At 72.0% G+C, this 17,709-nt stretch carries 13 protein-coding genes; all 13 read right to left on the bottom strand.

Features of this window, described 5'->3' with window-relative positions:
• Positions 1-37: 37 nt before the first annotated feature.
• Positions 38-1,468, bottom strand: coding sequence for an NAD-dependent malic enzyme (locus tag SCNRRL3882_RS25125; protein ID WP_010039911.1), 1,431 nt, complete (start codon positions 1,466-1,468; stop codon positions 38-40).
• A gap of 353 nt (positions 1,469-1,821) precedes the next feature.
• A complete protein-coding gene (locus SCNRRL3882_RS25120) occupies positions 1,822-4,107 on the bottom strand; it encodes a HelD family protein (protein WP_010039910.1) in 2,286 nt (761 codons plus the stop codon).
• 60 nt (positions 4,108-4,167) lie between these two features.
• On the bottom strand, positions 4,168-4,995 hold the full coding sequence (locus SCNRRL3882_RS25115; protein WP_078602830.1) for an anti-sigma factor family protein: 828 nt from the start codon (positions 4,993-4,995) through the stop codon (positions 4,168-4,170).
• Positions 4,995-5,516 carry a sigma-70 family RNA polymerase sigma factor gene (locus SCNRRL3882_RS25110; protein ID WP_010039908.1) on the bottom strand — a complete coding sequence of 174 codons (522 nt, stop codon included), beginning with the start codon at positions 5,514-5,516 and terminating at the stop codon, positions 4,995-4,997. Before SCNRRL3882_RS25110 ends, SCNRRL3882_RS25115 begins: the two co-directional genes overlap by 1 nt.
• A gap of 373 nt (positions 5,517-5,889) precedes the next feature.
• On the bottom strand, positions 5,890-6,483 hold the full coding sequence (locus tag SCNRRL3882_RS25105) for a CGNR zinc finger domain-containing protein (RefSeq protein ID WP_010039905.1): 594 nt from the start codon (positions 6,481-6,483) through the stop codon (positions 5,890-5,892).
• A 194-nt stretch (positions 6,484-6,677) separates the two neighbouring features.
• Positions 6,678-7,829 carry a uroporphyrinogen-III synthase gene (locus SCNRRL3882_RS25100; RefSeq protein WP_010039902.1) on the bottom strand — a complete coding sequence of 384 codons (1,152 nt, stop codon included), beginning with the start codon at positions 7,827-7,829 and terminating at the stop codon, positions 6,678-6,680.
• A gap of 111 nt (positions 7,830-7,940) precedes the next feature.
• A complete protein-coding gene (locus SCNRRL3882_RS25095) occupies positions 7,941-9,326 on the bottom strand; it encodes a nitrate/nitrite transporter (protein ID WP_010039899.1) in 1,386 nt (461 codons plus the stop codon).
• Between the two features lie 153 nt (positions 9,327-9,479).
• A complete protein-coding gene (locus SCNRRL3882_RS25090) occupies positions 9,480-10,514 on the bottom strand; it encodes a membrane protein (RefSeq protein WP_010039897.1) in 1,035 nt (344 codons plus the stop codon).
• Positions 10,515-10,607: 93 nt separating this feature from the next.
• Positions 10,608-11,813 carry an acyltransferase family protein gene (locus tag SCNRRL3882_RS25085; protein ID WP_010039895.1) on the bottom strand — a complete coding sequence of 402 codons (1,206 nt, stop codon included), beginning with the start codon at positions 11,811-11,813 and terminating at the stop codon, positions 10,608-10,610.
• Positions 11,810-14,008 carry a bifunctional polysaccharide deacetylase/glycosyltransferase family 2 protein gene (locus SCNRRL3882_RS25080; protein ID WP_029181164.1) on the bottom strand — a complete coding sequence of 733 codons (2,199 nt, stop codon included), beginning with the start codon at positions 14,006-14,008 and terminating at the stop codon, positions 11,810-11,812. Before SCNRRL3882_RS25080 ends, SCNRRL3882_RS25085 begins: the two co-directional genes overlap by 4 nt.
• A 624-nt stretch (positions 14,009-14,632) precedes the next feature.
• A complete protein-coding gene (locus SCNRRL3882_RS25075) occupies positions 14,633-15,667 on the bottom strand; it encodes a hypothetical protein (RefSeq protein ID WP_231911170.1) in 1,035 nt (344 codons plus the stop codon).
• Between the two features lie 168 nt (positions 15,668-15,835).
• Positions 15,836-16,801: a LysR family transcriptional regulator gene (locus tag SCNRRL3882_RS25070; RefSeq protein ID WP_010039889.1), complete on the bottom strand. Its 966-nt coding sequence runs from the start codon at positions 16,799-16,801 to the stop codon at positions 15,836-15,838.
• A 30-nt stretch (positions 16,802-16,831) separates the two neighbouring features.
• Positions 16,832-17,698 (bottom strand): hypothetical protein, encoded by an 867-nt coding sequence (locus tag SCNRRL3882_RS25065; protein WP_010039887.1) that lies wholly within the window; start codon positions 17,696-17,698, stop codon positions 16,832-16,834.
• Positions 17,699-17,709: the final 11 nt, after the last annotated feature.

The following is a 17,709-nucleotide window of genomic DNA, read 5'->3' as shown; positions in this document are numbered from 1 at the left end:
CGTGGCAATCCTCACAGCCGGCCGCAGGGCTGTCGCCCTACGGCTGCGAGGTCGTCGCCGCCGCGCCGACCGCCTTCGCGGCCTCCCGGACCGCTCCGGCGACCGCGCCCGCGACCTTGTCGTTGAAGACGCTCGGGATGATGTAGTTCGGGTTCAGCTCGTCCTCGGTCACCACGTCCGCCAGGGCGGTCGCGGCGGCCAGCATCATCTCGGTGTTGACCGTGCGGGACTGGGCGTCCAGCAGACCGCGGAAGACACCCGGGAAGACCAGCACGTTGTTGATCTGGTTCGGGAAGTCGGAACGGCCCGTGGCCACAACGGCCGCGGTCTGGCGGGCGATTGCCGGGTCGACCTCGGGGTCCGGGTTCGCGAGCGCGAACACGATGGCTCCGTCGGCCATGGCGGCCACGTCGTCGCCGTCGAGGACGTTCGGGGCCGAGACGCCGATGAAGACGTCGGCGCCGCGCACGGCCTCCTTGAGCGTGCCGGTCAGGCCCTCGGGGTTGGTGTTGTCGGCGATCCAGCGCAGCGCCGAGTCGGGGGCGGCGTCCACGAGGTCCTCGCGGCCGGCGTGCACGACGCCGTGGATGTCGGCGACGACCGCGTTCTTCACGCCCGCGGCCAGCAGCAGCTTCAGGATGGCCGTACCGGCCGCGCCGGCGCCGGACATGACGACCCGGATGTTCTCGATCGCCTTGCCCGTGACGCGCAGCGCGTTCGTGAGGGCGGCGAGGACGACGATCGCGGTGCCGTGCTGGTCGTCGTGGAAGACGGGGATGTCGAGGGCCTCGCGCAGCCGGGCCTCGATCTCGAAGCAGCGGGGCGCGGAGATGTCCTCCAGGTTGATGCCGGCGAAGCCCGGGGCGATCGCCTTGACGATCTCGACGATCGCGTCGGTGTCCTGGGTGTCGAGGCAGATCGGCCAGGCGTCGATGCCGGCGAACCGCTTGAAGAGGGCCGCCTTGCCCTCCATGACGGGCAGCGCGGCCTTCGGGCCGATGTTGCCCAGGCCCAGCACGGCCGAGCCGTCCGTCACGACCGCAACGGAGTTGCGCTTGATGGTGAGGCGGCGGGCGTCCTCGGGGTTCTCGGCGATCGCCATGCAGACGCGGGCCACGCCCGGCGTGTAGACCATGGACAGGTCGTCACGGTTGCGGATGGGGTGCTTCGACGCCATCTCGATCTTGCCGCCGAGGTGCATGAGGAAGGTCCGGTCCGAGACCTTGCCCAGCGTGACGCCCTCGATGCCGCGGAGTTCCTCGACGATCTCGTCCGCGTGCGCGGTCGACGAGGCCGCGATGGTGACGTCGATTCGGAGCTTCTCGTGACCGGACGCGGTGACGTCGAGGCCGGTCACCGAGCCTCCGGAGGACTCCACGGCGGTGGTGAGCTGCGAGACGGCGGTTCCGCTCGCGGGCACCTCCAGCCGGACCGTCATCGAGTAGGAGACGCTGGGCGCCGTTGCCATGGCCGACTTCCTCTGCTTTCACCTGACGCTGATTTGTGCCGTCCGATCGTCGCACCTACCGCTGAGTAGCAGGTAGCCACCCTCGATTGCGAACGTTTTGTTCGCGGAACCAGCCAGCGAAAAGAGACCCACGTCACGTCTGACGTGGGTCTCTTGGGAAGTAAGCGGCACCGACCCGCCATGCTCGCCTCGCGGCAAGTGGTCGCTCGTAGCGACGATGGTTGGGCCCGGGGGCTTGGATCGGGCCGGTGCCACATCCAGGCTAACAAACAGATCCCGTAAGGCGATTCCCGTACCGGGAGTTCATTTCGCCGGCACCTGGGTATCAGGGCGCGGTCCGCCGGGCGGCCGGATCAGTCCCTGAGCAGGTCCGGTACGCCCGCCGCGTCCGGCTCGTCCCGGTCCGCCGAGACGACCGTGAGCTGCTGGGTGGCCCGGGTCAGTGCGACGTAGAGCACACGCAGACCGGCCGGGGACTCGTCGGCGATCTCCGCCGGGGAGACCACGACCGTCGCGTCGTACTCCAGGCCCTTCGCCTCCAGGCTGCCGAGTGCCACGACCCGGTCGCCGAGCCCGGCGAGCCAGCGCCGGGCCTCCTCGCGGCGCTGCATGGCGACGACGACGCCGACCGTGCCGTCGACCCGCTCCAGCAGCCGGGCGGCCTCGGCACGGACGGTTTCGGCCAAGGTGTCGCGCACGACCGTGAAGCGGGGCTCGACGCCGGTGGAGCGGACCGCCTTCGGGGACTGGGAGCCGGGCATGGCCAGGGCGAGCACCTTCGAGGCCAGCTCGGCGATCTCGGCCGGGTTGCGGTAGTTGACGGTGAGCTCGAAGCGGCGGCGCGGGCGGGTGCCGAGGGCCTCGTCGCGGGCCTCGGCGGCCTCGTCCGGGTCGGACCAGGAGGACTGGGCCGGGTCGCCGACGACCGTCCAGGTGGCGTGCCGGCCGCGGCGGCCGACCATGCGCCACTGCATCGGGGTGAGGTCCTGGGCCTCGTCGACGATGACGTGCGCGTACTCGGTGCGCTCCTGCGCGAGGCGCTCGGCGCGCTCGCGCTGCGTCTCCTCGCGCACCGGCATCAGCTCCTCCAGGCCGGTGAGCTGGTCGAGCGGATCGAGCTCGCGCTTCTTGCGGGGGCGGGCGGGGGCGCCGAGGACGGCCTGGAGCTCGTCGAGCATCGCGATGTCGTGCACGGAGCGGCCGTCGCGCCTGAGGGAGCGGGCGACCTTGCGGATCTCGCCGGGGTTGAGGATGCGGCGGGCCCAGCGGCCGAGGCGCCGTTCGTCGGCCATGGCGTCCAGGACGGCCGCCGGGGTCAGCTCCGGCCACCAGGCATCGAGGAAGGCGGTGAAGGCGTCCTCGGAGGTGATGTCCTCGTCGAAGGAGGAGCGCAGCTCGGCGGCGAGTTCCGGGTCGGTGTGGCGGCCCGCCGCGCCGGACTGCTCCCACAGGGCGTCCAGCAGGAGCTTGCGGGCGCGGGGGCGCAGCAGGTTCACGGGGGCGGTGCCGCCGAGGGCGGCGCGGCGGATGCCCGCCAGCTGCTCGGCCTCCAGCTCCAGGCGGCGGCCGAAGGCGACGACGCGCAGCCGGGCCGGTGGATCGTTCAGCTCCAGGGCTCCGCGCGCGGCCTTGCGCAGCACCTTGAGCATGCGGGAGGAGCCCTTGGCGCGGGCCACGGAAGGCGGGTCGTAGAGCGTGGCCTCGGCGCCGTCGACGAGTGAGCCGATGGCGCGGATGGCGACCTGGCCCTCCTCGCCGAGGGAGGGCAGCACGCCCTCGGTGTAGGCGACGAGCAGCGGGGTCGGCGAGACGATCAGGATGCCGCCCGCGTACCGGCGCCGGTCCTGGTAGAGGAGGTAGGCCGCGCGGTGCAGGGCGACGGCGGTCTTGCCGGTGCCGGGGCCGCCCTCGACGTACGTCACGGAGGCGGCGGGGGCGCGGATGACCAGGTCCTGCTCGGCCTGGATGGAGGCGACGATGTCGCGCATGGTGTGGCTGCGGGCCTGGCCGAGCGCGGCCATCAGGGCGCCGTCGCCGATGACGGGCAACTCGTGGCCGTCGAGGAAGGCCGTCAGCTCGGGGCGCATCAGGTCGTCCTCGACGCCCAGCACCTTGCGGCCCTTGGAGCGGATGACCCGGCGGCGGACGACCCGGCCGGGGTCCACGGGCGTCGAGCGGTAGAAGGGAGCGGCGGCCGGGGCCCGCCAGTCGATGACCAGCGGGGCGTAGTCCTGGTCGAGGACACCGATGCGGCCGATGTGCAGTGTCTCGGCGATGTCGGCGGTGTTGTCCTCCCGGACCGCGCCCTCGGCGGGCTCCACGGCGGTGTACGCGCCGTCGGGGCCCTTCTTGCCGTCCTTGCCGCGCAGCAGGTCGATACGGCCGAAGAGGAAGTCCTCGAACTCGTTGTTCAGCCGGCTGAGGTGTATGCCGGCCCGGAAGACCTGGGCGTCCCGCTCGGCGAGCGCGCCGGGCGTGCCGACCTGGCCGCGCTGGGCCGCGTCGTTCATGAGGAACTCGGCCTCGTGGATCTTCTCCTCGAGGCGCCGGTACACCCGGTCCAGGTGTTCCTGTTCGACGCTGATCTCTCTGTCTCTCAGGGAGTCGAGCGCGGTTTCCTGTTGAGCCTGAGCGGCCACCGGGCCCCCTTCTGACGTGCTGGGCAGCCGTCCACCGTACGCGAAGGGGACCCGGTAAGGCTACGCGTCGACCTCGACCAGCCGCTTGCCGTCGAAGGTCACGACCTCGAAGTGGTCGATCTCGTTCGGCCCGAAGGCGGCGCCGCCCTGGACGTACAGGGGCTCCTTGGCCTTCTCGGACTTGGCGTCCGGGAGGCCGTAGCCCCATTCCGGGACGGACCAGGAGGAGAGGGTCTCCCGCTCGCCGTTCTTGCCGACCGCGACGAGGGCGCACTTCAGCGGGCCCTTGACGTTCTTGAGCTCGGTGACCACGCCCGTCCCCCAGTCCTTCTTCTGGAGGGCGACCGTCGCGGTGACCTTGGTGGTCGGGTCGGTGGCCGAGATCTTGTCGGAGATGCCGTCGAAGGCCTCCTTGGCGGGGCTCGCCGCGAGCGGGCGGTTCTCCGCGCCGCCGCCGTCACCGCCGCTGTTCGTCGCCACCGCGACGAAGGGGCCGCCGATGATCAGCGCGCCGGCCGCGGCCACCATGTAGAAACTGCGGCGGCGCTTCTGGGCGCGGCGGTCGGCGACCTCGTCGACCAGCTTCTCCACCAGGCGCGGCCGGGGCTTCGCGGACAGCGACTCGCCGATCGCCGGTGTGCCGGAGCCGGGCAGGTCGGCGAGGGCGGCGAGCATCGGCTCCATGCCGGCCAGTTCGTCGAGCTGCTGGGCGCACCATTCACAGGTCGCGAGGTGGGCTTCGAAAGCGGTTGCTTCGGCGTCGTCGAGGATGCCGAGAGCGTAGGCGCCGACGGTCTCGTGCTCGTTCGGCACCGGAGATTCCTGCATGGGACCAGACATACCCATGCCTCCCGTACCGAACCCCTGGTTACCCCCGTAAACACTCATCACGCCGTCACCCCCCGCTCCTCCAGTGCCAGCTTCATGGAACGCAGAGCGTAGAAGACCCTGGAGCGGACGGTTCCGCTGGGTATGCCCAGGGTTTCGGCCGCCTCGTTGACGGTACGCCCCTTGAAGTACGTCTCGACGAGCACCTCCCGGTGGGCGGGGGTCAGGTCGTCGAGTGCGTCCGACAGAGTCATCAGCCACAGCGCCTTGTCGATCTCGTCCTCCGCGGGGATGACCTCCAGCGGCGACGGGTCGACCTCCTGCGGCCGGGCCTGCCGGCTGCGGTGGCCGTCGATGACGATGCGCCGGGCGACCGTCACCAGCCAGGGGCGTACCGATCCGGTCGCCCGATTGAGCTGACCGGCGTTCTTCCAGGCACGGATGAGCGTCTCCTGCACGACGTCCTCGGCGCGCTGCCGGTCTCCGGCGACCAGGCGCAGGACGTACGCCAGCAGGGGTCCGGCGTGTTCGCGATACAGCGCACGCATCAGCTCCTCGTCGGGTTCCGAGGGCTGGGACATGCGATGTCGGGCCCTCGGTGCACGTTCATTGGCCACGACGGAATCCTTGCGCACGCCCACCTCCGGTGTCCGGGGGTTCCCCCAGTCGGTCGCTCCACATGCCGTACGGACGCGAGGCGTTGGGTGTTCAAAGTGGCGTGACAGATTTCTTCGAAGTGACGTGACGAGGGGGACATGGGAGCACATTCCCACCCCACGTTCTTTACATTTCCGCCACATCGACCAGATCAAGCCAGGCTTTCCCTACGGGTGCGTAGGTAAACGGCATGTAATCGAAATCACTTCGACAGTGCGTCCACAGAAGTCGCATTTAGGACAGGTGAATTGGGTGCAGTAACCGATCAACGACCCTGCCTCGGTGGGCAAAAGGGACTTAAACGCGGGTGAGCGCCGCGCGGCGGCGGTGCCGGGCCACCCGTTCGCGGTTCCCGCAGACCTCGCTGGAGCACCAGCGCCTCCTGCGCCCCCGGGAGGTGTCGAGGTACACGATGGGACAGCTGTCGCCCTCGCACTGGCGCAGGGCCGCGCGGGCGGCGGGGTCGGTCAGCAGGTCCACGGCGTCCCGGGCGACGGCCGCGAGCAGGGCGGGGCAGCCGGGCGGGCCGTCCAACTGCCGTACGAGCTCGCCGTCTCCCCCTCGGACGGCGCACGGGGCCGGGGGCGCGGTACGGGCGACGTCGTTGACGCGCGCGAGCGCGAAGTCGTACGCCCGGGCTCCGGATCCCGACCAGCCGCGCACCAACCGGTCGACCTGGCCGCGCAGTTCGCGGAAGGCGACCAGCCAGGCGGCGTCGGCGTGGGCCAGGGCGGTGTCCGCCGGGACCAGCCCGGAGCCGGTGATCCAGGCGCGCAGCACGTCCACGGAGTCGAGCCGTTCCTCCGGATGCGTGGTGGAGAGCAGATCGAGGCAGATCCGCCCGGCGTCGAACCGCAGCTCGTACGGGGCCGTGGCCGTACCCAGTGCCATGTGCCTGTCACCGCCTAGGGGTGCACCCCGGTCGCGAGATTGCGGTGAGGTGCCAGTGAGAGGGCTGGGAAACCGTTCCCTCTTACAGTGCCTGCCCACTCCGGCGCCGGAAACCCCTCGCACGGGCCGCGCGTCGCCCAGGGCCGCGCGGCGGGTGTCGGTGTGGCGGTATCCCGCTCAACTCGCGGACACGCTCACGCGTCCGCGTACTTCGTCTCCGCTGCCGGGTCCAGGGCGAGGCGGTAACCCCGCTTGACCACCGTCTGGATCAGTTTCGGGGTGCCGAGGGCCGTGCGGAGACGGGCCATGGCCGTCTCGACCGCGTGTTCGTCGCGGCCCGAGCCGGGGAGGGCGCGCAGGAGTTCCGCGCGGGCGACCACCCAGCCGGGGCGGCGGGAGAGGGCACGGAGCAGGGACATGCCGGCGGGCGGCACGGGCTTGAGGTCGCCGTCGACCAGGACGGCGTGGCCGCGGATCTCCACCCGGTGCCCGGCGATCGGCAGCGAGCGTGCCCGGCCGGGCAGTTCCTTGCAGAGGAGCTGGACGAGGGGGCCGAGCCGGAAGCGCTCGGGCTGGATCGTGTCGATGCCGCGGGATTGCAGCGGCAGGGCGGTGACCGGGCCGACGCAGGCCGGCAGCACGTCGTGGCTCAGGGCCCCCAGCACCTCGGGGAGCATCCCGCGCTCCTCCGCCCGGGAGAGCAGGGAGGCCGCGGCCGGGGCGCTGGTGAAGGTCAGCGCGTCCACGCCCCGGGAGACCGTCGCGTCCAGGAGGCGGTCCACCGGGGCGATGTCCTCCGGCGGCATCCACCGGTAGACGGGCACGCCCACGACCTCCGCCCCGCCCTCCCGCAGCGCCTCCACGAACCCGGGCAGCGGCTCACCGTGCAGCTGGATGGCGATCCGCCGCCCGTCGACGCCCTCCTCCAGCAGCCGGTCGAGCACCTCGGCCATGGACTCCGACGACGGCGACCACTCCTCCGTCAGCCCGGCGGCCCGGACCGCGCCCTTGACCTTGGGCCCGCGCGCCAGGATCCGTGCACCGCCGAGCCGCGACAGCAGATCGTCGCCGAGTCCCCAGCCGTCAGCGGCCTCGACCCAGCCCCGGAAGCCGATCGCGGTCGTGGCGACCACGATGTCCGGCACCTGGCGGATGAGCTCCTTCGTCGCGCCCAGCAGTTCGCTGTCGTCGGCGAGCTGCACGATCCGCAGGGCAGGGGCGTGCAGGACGGCGGCACCGCGCCGCTGGAGCAGCGTCCCCAGCTCGTCGGCCCGGCGCGCGGCCGTCACGCCCACGGTGAAACCCGCCAGGGGTCCGTGGTCCGGTCGCTGTTCTTCCTCGTACATGGCTCTCGTCCCGAGTCGTCGTACTTCGTGGGTACGGCGTACCTACATGCCGATCGAGCCTGTCAACGGCTCGTGACAGGCCCGGATCGGCTTGATGTCGCTGGTGTTACGTCACACCTTGGCGTAGCTGAGCTGCGGCTTCGCCTCCGAGGTCGCCGTGGTGGCGGGTACCCGGGGAGCCGTACGGCGAAGGTATACGGCCCAGGTGACCGCGAAGCACACCGCGTAGAAGGCGAGGAAGGCGACGAACGCCCCGGTGCCGGAGCCGTAGGAGAGGAAGGACTGGCGGAAGGCGAGGTTGATGCCGACGCCGCCGAGCGCGCCCACCGCGCCGATGAGGCCCATGGATGCCCCGGAGAGCCGGCGCCCGTAGGCCGCGGCAGCCTCGCCCTCCAGTCCCTTGGCGAGGGCCTTGTTCTGGAAGATGCCCGGGATCATCTTGAACGTCGAGCCGTTGCCGAGCCCGCTGAGCACGAACAGCACCACGAACGCGGCGGTGAACAGCGCCAGCGACTTCTCCATGGAGGCACCGATCAGCACCGACGTGGCGACTCCCATGGCGACGTAGTTCCACAGGCTGATCTTCGCGCCGCCGTACTTGTCGGCCATCCAGCCGCCCAGCGGCCGGATCAGCGAGCCGAGGAGCGGACCGATGAAGGTGACGTACGCCGCCTCCAGCGGGGTGCGTCCGAACTGGTTCTGGAGGACCTGCCCGAAGGCGAAGCTGTAGCCGATGAAGGACCCGAACGTGCCGATGTAGAGGAAGGACATGATCCACGTGTGGGCGTCCCGCGCGGCGTCCTTGGCGGCGCCGGTGTCGTTCTTCACGTTCTCGAGGTTGTCCATGAAGAGCGCGGCCATGACGGCGGCCACGAGGATCAGCGGGATGTAGATCCCGAGCAGCACGCGCGGCCCGCCGCCGGCGCCGATGATCGCGAGGGCGGCCAGCTGGATCACCGGTACGCCGATGTTGCCGCCGCCCGCGTTCAGGCCGAGGGCCCAGCCCTTCTTCCGCAGCGGGAAGAAGGCGTTGATGTTGGTCATGGAGGAGGCGAAGTTGCCGCCGCCGATGCCGGCGAGCAGGCCGACGAGGAGGAAGGTGGAGAAGGAGGTGCCCGGTTCCATCACGGTGAACGCGGCGACGGTCGGGACGAGGAGGAGGCCGGCGGAGATGATCGTCCAGTTCCGGCCGCCGAAGATCGCGACGGCGAAGGTGTAGGGGACTCGGACGACGGCGCCGACGAGCGTGACCATCGAGGTCAGCATGAACTTGTCGGCCGGGGTCAGTCCGTACTCCGGGCCCATGAAGAGGACCAGAACGGACCACAGGGTCCAGATCGAGAATCCGATGTGCTCGGAGAGCACGGAGAAGAAGAGGTTCCGGCGGGCGATCTTCTCGCCGGTCTCCTTCCAGAAGGTCTCGTTCTCCGGATCCCAGTGCTGGATCCAGCGTCCGCCCCTGCTCGGGGGTGCGGGTGCCGTGCCAGGGCCTGTCATGACGCCTCCACTTGCTCCGGGACTCGGTCGTTCCATGAGTGCTGATCCCGAAGGTAGGGAGGACGCGTTTCGTGGCTGTGCCATCGGGTGACCGCAAGGGAACTTTGCTCTCACCCCGGGCCGGGGCGGGATGAGAGGTCCGGTGGCGTCGGGTCAGCGTTGCGGGGGCTGCCCGTGGGGGTTCTGCTGGGGATACGGCTGCGAATACGGCTGACTGTAAGGGCCGGGGGGCTGAGCACCGTACGGGCCGGGCGCGGGCGGGGCGGGGTACGGGCCGGGCGCGGGCCGGCCACCGTACGGACCCGGCCCGGGCTGGGCGGGGTACGCACCCGGTGCCGGCTGGGCGGGGTAGGGGCCCGGTGCCGGCTGGGCGGGGTAGGGGCCCGGTGCCGGCTGGGCGGGGTAGGGGCCCGGTGCCGGCTGGGCGGGGTAGGGGCCCGGTGCCGGCTGGGCATACGGTCCCGGCGCCTGCTGTCCGTGACCCGCGGGGGCGCCTCCGGTCGGAGCGGGCATCCCGCCGGGCTGACCCGGCACCCCGGGCACCTGCCCGCCGCCGTACGGCCCTCCCCCGAAGGGATTGCCGTGCCCCGGCATCTGCGCCCCGGGCGGCAGGTACCGCAGCCGCCCGTTCTCATCGGTCACCGGCAGGAAGCCGGCCGCCTGCAAGCGCGCGGCGAACTTCGCGTTGCGCCGCCGCGTGACCAGCAGCCCGATGCCGAGGATCGCCATGACCAGCAGCCACACCACACCCGCCGCGATGAAGTCGAAGGACTCACCGCCGGCGCGGAAGGCGAGGATCACGCAGCCCGCGGTGGCGCCGAGGGCCCCGTAGCCCATGCGCTTCTCGGCGCTCTTGCCGGTGAGGTCGAAGTTGATGCGGGCCTTGAGGAGCTCGAAGGCGTCCGGCACGAGCGGCGGGAGGGAGACGCCGTCACCGGCGCCCGGGTACTGCGCCCAGTTCTGTGCGGCCCGGGCCCGGGCCTGCGGGCTGGGGTCGGGCAGGATCAGCATGGTGAGCGCGCCGTTGCGGCCGCTGCTCTGCCGGACGTCCGCGTACTCGTAGCCGAACTGCTGGGCGACGAAGGCCAGCCGGGCGAGCTTCTTCACGGACGCCATCGGGCTGGTGAGCTCGACCGGTTCTCCGCTCGCCATCAGCCGCAGCATCTTCTGTGTCTGCCGCTTACTCATCCCACCGCTCCCCCGGCCACTCACTGGGCACAGTTGTTCACATGCGCAACCCGGGCAGTTTTCCACACCGGGACGCGATCCGGGCGGCAGGCCCTAACCGCCGCTTGCCCGGCGCCTCCGGCTCCCTCGAACCCTCACCCGAGGCTCACTTGCCGGCCACAACCGGGGCTTCTGCTTCGCCGCCAGGTCCTCGACCCAGCCGAACGCCATGACGCAGCCGCCGATCAGCACCCACACCAGGAGCAGCACCGGCCACGGACTCTCCAGCAGCCCGGGGACGTTCTGCTCCAGCACGGTGACACTCCACAGCCGGTCCCACAGGGTCACGGCGACCAGGATGCAGATGTTGTGCCAGAGGTAGATCGTCACCGCCCGGGAGTTGAGCAGGCCGATCGGCCCCGCCCAGCGGCGCAGCCGGCGCGGCCACTCGGACCAGGACGGGCTGACGTGCAGCAGCAGGAGCACCGTGCCGAAGGACCACAGGGCCTGCGCCAGGGGCATGCTGTCCAGGTCGTTGCCCGGGCCGAAGCCGTGGTGCAGGGCGTACCAGAGGCCGGCCAGCGCGATGGCGGGCGCCACGGAGGGGACGAGGTAGCGCGGCAGCCGCCGCAGGATGCCCTCCTGGTGGGCCATGCCGAGGATCCAGCAGGCGCCGAAGGTGGAGAAGTCGGTGAGCGCCGAGGGGATCCGCTCGCCGGGCAGATCGAGGTAGCCCCGCTCGAAGGCCACCGCCAGGGCGATCGGCATGGCGAGCGTGACCACCGGCATCGCGCGCAGGGCCTTGAGGAGCAGCGGGGACAGCAGGACGTACCAGAGGTAGGCGCGGATGTACCACAGCGGGCCCGCGAGGTCGGCGGCCCAGTTCTCGCCGACGTAACCGTGGAGCCCGGGCAGGCCCTCCGCGTAGGGCGGGTCGCTCAGCGGGACGATCCAGAACGTGAGGTGGAGCAACCACCAGCCGGGATGCCCGTCGGCGTCCGGCCCCCAGCCCTGGAGGACCATGCCGGTGACGCCCACGACGCCCAGCAGCCACAGCGGGGGCAGCAGGCGGCGCATCCGGCCGCGGATCACCTGGACGGGCGGGCGCTTCAGCGAGCGGGCCATGAGGTTGCCGGCGAGGGCGAACATCACGCCCATCGACGGGAACACCAGCGGCAGCCAGGCCCAGCCGGTGAGGTGGTACAGCACGACGCGGAACAGCGCGAGGGCTCGCAACAGGTCGAAATAACGGTCGCGGACGGGCCGTCCGGAAGGGGTCTGCTCCTTCTGCGGAGCCTCGGTCACGGAAGCCGTGGTCATGCGACCGGCCTCCCGTCCATCTGCTGCTGGGGCACGGTTCCGCCCCCGGGCAGGCCCACCGCGCCCGTACGCCGGAGCTTCTGCCAGCGCAGCCGGCCGCCGGTGAGGGCGGTGATCCAGGACTGGAGGAGGACGACGTACATGAGCTGGCGGTACAGGAGCTGCTGGAGCGGGAGCGAGATCAGGTGGGTCATGCGTTCCTTGTCCAGGTGGAACGCGTAGGCCGCGCACACCCCTTGTACGGCGAGGACGCCCAGCCAGGCGCCGATGGTCTTCTCGGTCGGGCCGAACACCAGCCCGTACAGCAGGAACACGTCGATGAGCGGGGCCAGCAGGGGCGCCACGACCATGAACATCGACACCAGCGGCATGCCCACGCGGCCGAAGCGGCCCGAGGGGCCCCGCTCGACGAGGGAGCGGCGGTGCTTCCAGATCGCCTGCATCGTGCCGTACGACCAGCGGTAGCGCTGGGACCACAACTGCTGGACGGACTCCGGGGCCTCGGTCCAGGCGATGGCCTTCTCCGCGTACACCACGTGCCAGCCGTCGCGGTGCAGGGCCATGGTGATGTCGGTGTCCTCGGCGAGCGTGTCGTCGCTCATGCCGCCGACGCGTTCCAGGGCGCTGCGCCGGAACGCGCCGACCGCGCCGGGGATCGTCGGCATGCAGCGCAGCACGTCGTACATGCGGCGGTCGAGGTTGAAGCCCATGACGTACTCGATGTGCTGCCACGCGCCGATGAGCGAGTCCCGATTGCCGACCTTGGCGTTGCCCGCGACGGCGCCCACGCGCGGGTCGCCGAAGGGCTGCACCAGTTCGCGGACGGTGGTCGGTTCGAAGACGGTGTCGCCGTCCATCATCACGATCAGGTCGTGGCGGGCGTTGGCGATGCCCCGGTTGAGGGCGGCGGGCTTGCCCGCGTTGAGCTGCCGGATGACGCGTACGCCGGGCAGCCCGAGGTTCTCGACGATGCGGGCGGTGCCGTCGGTCGAGCCGTCGTCGATGACCAGCACCTCGATGGGATGGTCGCTGGCGACGAGGGAACGGACCGTCTGCTCGATGCACTTGGCCTCGTTGTAGGCGGGCACGAGGACGGACACGGGTTCGGTGACGGTCGCGCCCCAGCGGAAGCCGCGCCGGCGGACCCGCCGGGCGTGCGCGACGGACAGGATCAGCATCAGCCCGAGACGCCCGAAGACCAGCACGCCGACGACGGCGAGACCCGTGACCAGAACGCCGGTCGTCTTCTCGGAGGCCTGCACCAGGAAGACCCACGCCTCGCCCTTGACCGCCTCCAGTCCCGCGACCGGGGTGTGCGCGCTGGGGGCGTCCAGGGCGGCGGTGAGGGTGTGGAAGCGGTAGCCCTGGTCCTTCAGCCCGGTGATGTACCGGTCGAGCGCGGCGACGGTCTGGGAGCGGTCGCCGCCGGAGTCGTGCATCAGCACGATGGCGCCCTTGCCGCCCTTCGGCGTGGCGTTGCGGATGATCTGCCGGACGCCGGGCCTGCGCCAGTCCTCGCTGTCGGTGTTGTTGACGATGGTGATGTAGCCCTTGCTGCCGATGTATTCGGTGACCGGCCAGGACCTGTTGTCCATGTTCTGGACGAACGACGAGTAGGGCGGGCGGAACAGCGAGGTGCGGATGCCGGCCGCACCGGCCAGCGCGAGCTGGTTCTGGGACAGTTCCCAGTCGACCCGGCTCTTGCTCTGCAACGACAGGTCGGGGTGGTTGAAGGTGTGCAGCCCGATCTCGTGTCCCTCGTCGACCATGCGCTGGACGAGGTCCGGGTAGCGGGACGCCATCGTGCCGGTGATGAAGAAGACGGCCCGGGCGTCGTGCTTCTTCAGCACGTCGAGGACCTTGGGCGTCCACTTCGGGTCGGGCCCGTCGTCGAAGGTCAGCACCAGCTCGTGGTCCGGGAGTTCCAGACTGGTGGGCCGCCCTTCACGGGTGTCGATGACGGGCCCGCCCTTGAGGATCTCTTTCGGGACCTGGTCGTTGGCCGCGGGCGGGCCGACCCGGTGGTCGGCCAGGATCTCGCTGTGCACGTAGCCGCGCAGCATGAGCATCGCCAGCAGAGCGACCAGCACGAGCAGCGGCAGCAGCAGCCGCATGGGCAGCCGCCGACGCAAACGCCCACGGGAACCGCCAGGGGCACCGGTCGCGGTGCCGGGGCGATGAGAACGGGTTGCCATTTGGGTGGTACTCCGGGGTGGTGCGGGGACGGGGTGATGTGGGGAGGGGTGACGGGCCCGGTCGGGGCGGATCGGGCGGTCGGGTTCGGCGGTGGGTGTGCCGGGCGGCCGGACGGCGGACGGCCTGCCAGGCGGGCGGAGGTGCGGCGGCCCGGGGAGCCCTCCCCTGCCTGTCAACCGGCCCGGCGGAGCTGAGGCCGCTCAGCCAGGCCCGGCCTACGGAAGCCGGCCAGTCGGCCGGCCACCACGGCCCCGCCCGAGCCGATCGACGGGCAGGGCCCGGCCAGACGGTTGGCCCGGCCGGCCCAAGGACCTGGCTGGTCAGCAGGCCGCAGGCTCGACGACCCGGGTCGATCGACCGACTCGGCGTCCGGCGCTCCGGCTCATCGGCAGGCCCGGCGGCCCCTGCCGATGGACCGACCCGGCGCGCCCGGTGACCCGGCTGACCAGCAGGACCCGGCAAGCCCGTCGACTCCGCCCGACAGGCCGACTCGGCAGGCCCGATGGCCAACAGGTCAGCAGACCGCGGGCTCGGCGCTCCGGCCACGACTCGGCAGACCCGACAGCCCGGCTGATCAGCGAGGCCCGACAGCCCCGGCGACTCCCGCCGAACCGGCGGAGCCGCTACGCAGCTGGTGGTTCGGGGGTCGGCTGGGGCTCGGGCGGGCCGTCGGCGACGGTGCCCGTGTCGCCGTCGTCGACGGTGCCGGTGGTCTGGGTCGGCCCGGGCGTGGGGTTGCTCGTCGGCGTCGGGTCGGGGGCGGGCGAACTCGGCGGGGCCGACGGTTGCGTCGGGGTCGGGTCGGTCACGCCCGTGCCCGGGGCCGGTGTGGTCCGGGTCGCGGTCGGTGAGGGCTTGGCGGTCGCACCGGCACGGCCCGGGCCCGGGGAGGCCGCGGGTTCGAGGGCGCCGGGGCCGGGCGAGGGTGCCGTGGCCTCGTCCGTCGTCGGCGCGCTGCCCGGGGCGGTGGCGCCGGTGTCACCGGTCGGTGCCGACTCCGCGGGCAGCGACGGTGTGTCGACCTGCCCGGCCGGCCGGCCCTCCTCCTGACCGGGCACGGGCAGCCAGGGCGCGTTGGAGTTGCCCGACAGCACCGTGGCGACGATGACGACGGCGTAGACCCCGCAGGCCACGGCGACGGCCATGCCGATCCGGCGGAGACGCCTGCTGCGGCGGCCGGACTCGTCCACGAAGACGGGCCGGTCGGCGGCGGTGACCGCGCCGATGCCTTCCTTGGCCTGCCGTACGAATCCGTCCCCGAGCTGAACGGCGTCGAGCTGGACGGTCACCTCGTGCGGATCGTGGGTGTGCCCGGCGGATTCAGGACCGTGCGGGGCGGAATCGAGACCGTGCCCGGCGGAACCGGCACCGTGCCCGGCCGCGTCGGCGTCCTCCTGCCAGGGGTCGCGGACGGCCGGCCGCGCCGCGGTGCCCGCGGCGAACGAGTCGGCCTCGCCCTCGCTCTGCCGGGGAATGCCGCGCAGTATCTCCGTCACGTCCGTCCCGGCGGACGGGCGAGCGCCCGTCACCTGGACGTCGCCGCCGGAGAAGACCTGCGTGGCTCTCCGGTCCCGGGCTCTGCCGTCCGCGGGGAGTTCACTGGTCCTCGCTGCGGCCTCGGGCCATTCGGGTTGGGCGTCTTCTCGCCACTGTGTCACGCGCACGCACTTCCCCCCACGGGATGGTTCAGGTGCGCTTGCGACCTGAGCACCCGTCGTCCGGACCGGGTCCCCAACCCGTCCAGAGCGCCCCCTATTACCACACCGTGCTCAGGCGTCGAATGTAGCGCACGCGGAGGTTGTGTGTGGACGGCGTGCCGAATCGTGTCAGCCGTGAGACGCCATGAGGACATCGTCGGTGGCGGGAACCCACCCTCCGGCGGGCCTGCGCAGCCACCCCTCCTCCGCCGCGAGCCGCGCCGCCGCCCGCCGCAGCGCATCGAGCGCGGGGTGCGTCAGGCCCTTGCGCCACACCAGCGACACGGGAGAGAGCGGAACGGGATCGACCAGGGGACGTGACACCGTCGCCGGCATGGCCGGGAACCCCACGACGGCCAGGACCGGGTGGCGCGTACGGGCCATGATCCGCTGGAACTCCTCCTCCCCGACGGCCAGTGGCGCCGGTGGCGCGATCTCGATGCCCCGTCCCTCGAACAGCAGCCGCGCGAGGCCGGTCCACTCCGGCGTGCGGGGATTGCCGGCGCCCGCGTAGACGGCCTCGCCGACCAGCTCGGCGAGCGGCACCTGAGCCAGCGGGGCCAGCCGGTGGTCCTCGGGCAGCACGATCGCCATCGGCTCGTACCGCACGGGCTGGTGGTCCAGCCCGGCCCGCAGCGCCGGGTCCAGCCCGGCGAACCGTCCGAACGACGCGTCCAGCCGGCCCGCGAGCAACTCCCCGGCGGCTCCGGTCAGTCCGCTCTCGTAGCGGGCCATCAGCTCGTGCCCGGGGGAGAGTTCACGCGCCCGGTGCAGCACGCGCCGCGGTGTGACCAGGCCCGGGGAGTTGAGGTCCACCAGCAGGGGCCGGGCCCGGTCGAAGGCGGCGAGCAGTTCCTCCTGCGCCCGGAGCACGCGGCGGGCGTACGGCAGCAGCCGCCCTCCGTCGGGCGTGAGCGCCACCTGCCGGGTGGTCCGGACGAACAACTCGGCGCCCAGCTCCCGCTCCAGCCGCCGCACGTCCCGGCTCAGCGCCTGCTGGGCCGTGTGCAGGCGCACCGCGGCACGGGTGAAGTGCAGTTCCTCGGCGACGGTGACGAAGGCACGCAGGAGTCGGGGATCGAGGTGGCCGGACATGCCGTGAACCTACAACGGCGGCCTGCCCGATCAGCCCCCGGCGGTCTTCTCGGGCCCCTCGCCCTCACCCACGCACTCACCCGCGGCCGCCCCCGAACCGGCACCGACGCCCGGCACCTGGCCATCCGGGCCCTCCCCACCAGGGCATTCCCTCGACGGAACCTGCCCCAGCCGGTGCCGAGGCACCGTGCGCACGGGCGGACGCGTCAGCGTGATCTGCCGGACGACTTGCTGAAAGCACGCCAGCGCCGCCAGCCCGGGCAGGGCCGCGGCCGCGGTACCGAGGACGGTCCTCGGCGCCTGGGCGACGCACAGCAGCACGGCGACGCACGAGAAGACCAGCACCACACACCAGGAGTGCACGGCACGGCGCTGGTGCAGCGCGGCCCGCAGGACGGACAGGGAGGCCACCAGCCAGGGCCCGTACACCAGCAGGGGCCACCAGGTGCGGAGGGTGCGCTCCGCTGGGGACGCGGCGACCAGGCGCAGCGGGTCGTAGGCGACCATGCCGCTCAGGAGGCCCACCGCGGAGGCGATGACGGCCGTCAGGACGGCGATGAGGAAGCTGGTCCAGCGGAGCACGCCCGGTGCTCGGCGGGCCCGGACCTTGCGGTGCCGCCGGGGGACCTCCCGCACGGGCGGCAGTTCCTCGGTGATGTCCTGGAGCCGCTGCATGCGCTCGGCCGGGGCCGGGGCCGGGGCCGGGTCCGCGGGGGCGGCCGGTGCCACGTCACGTGGGACGGGGATCCTCGGCCCCTGCTCCCCGAGCGCCTCCTCGAGGATGAACGCCAGTTCCTCCGCCGGGTCCCAGGTCGGATCCGGGGGCGTCAGCGGGGTCACGAAATCCCGTGTGGGCGCCCGGTGCCGGCCGGTGCCCTCATTTCCTTTGTCGTACATAGCGCGGCCCG

The sequence above is a fragment of the Streptomyces chartreusis NRRL 3882 genome, assembly GCF_900236475.1.
Taxonomy (GTDB): domain Bacteria; phylum Actinomycetota; class Actinomycetes; order Streptomycetales; family Streptomycetaceae; genus Streptomyces; species Streptomyces chartreusis_D.
This window is presented reverse-complemented; position numbering and strand designations above follow the sequence as displayed.

Bases quoted from the DNA above. Each gene is read 5' to 3' on its own strand.
- SCNRRL3882_RS25125 (WP_010039911.1), bottom strand. From the start codon at position 1,468: ATGGCAACGGCGCCCAGCGTCTCCTACTCGATGACGGTCCGGCTGGAG.
- SCNRRL3882_RS25115 (WP_078602830.1), bottom strand. From the start codon at position 4,995: ATGAGTGTTTACGGGGGTAACCAGGGGTTCGGTACGGGAGGCATGGGT.
- SCNRRL3882_RS25110 (WP_010039908.1), bottom strand. From the start codon at position 5,516: ATGTCCCAGCCCTCGGAACCCGACGAGGAGCTGATGCGTGCGCTGTAT.
- SCNRRL3882_RS25105 (WP_010039905.1), bottom strand. From the start codon at position 6,483: ATGGCACTGGGTACGGCCACGGCCCCGTACGAGCTGCGGTTCGACGCC.
- SCNRRL3882_RS25100 (WP_010039902.1), bottom strand. From the start codon at position 7,829: ATGTACGAGGAAGAACAGCGACCGGACCACGGACCCCTGGCGGGTTTC.
- SCNRRL3882_RS25095 (WP_010039899.1), bottom strand. From the start codon at position 9,326: ATGACAGGCCCTGGCACGGCACCCGCACCCCCGAGCAGGGGCGGACGC.
- SCNRRL3882_RS25090 (WP_010039897.1), bottom strand. From the start codon at position 10,514: ATGAGTAAGCGGCAGACACAGAAGATGCTGCGGCTGATGGCGAGCGGA.
- SCNRRL3882_RS25085 (WP_010039895.1), bottom strand. From the start codon at position 11,813: ATGACCACGGCTTCCGTGACCGAGGCTCCGCAGAAGGAGCAGACCCCT.
- SCNRRL3882_RS25080 (WP_029181164.1), bottom strand. From the start codon at position 14,008: ATGGCAACCCGTTCTCATCGCCCCGGCACCGCGACCGGTGCCCCTGGC.
- SCNRRL3882_RS25070 (WP_010039889.1), bottom strand. From the start codon at position 16,801: ATGTCCGGCCACCTCGATCCCCGACTCCTGCGTGCCTTCGTCACCGTC.
- SCNRRL3882_RS25065 (WP_010039887.1), bottom strand. From the start codon at position 17,698: ATGTACGACAAAGGAAATGAGGGCACCGGCCGGCACCGGGCGCCCACA.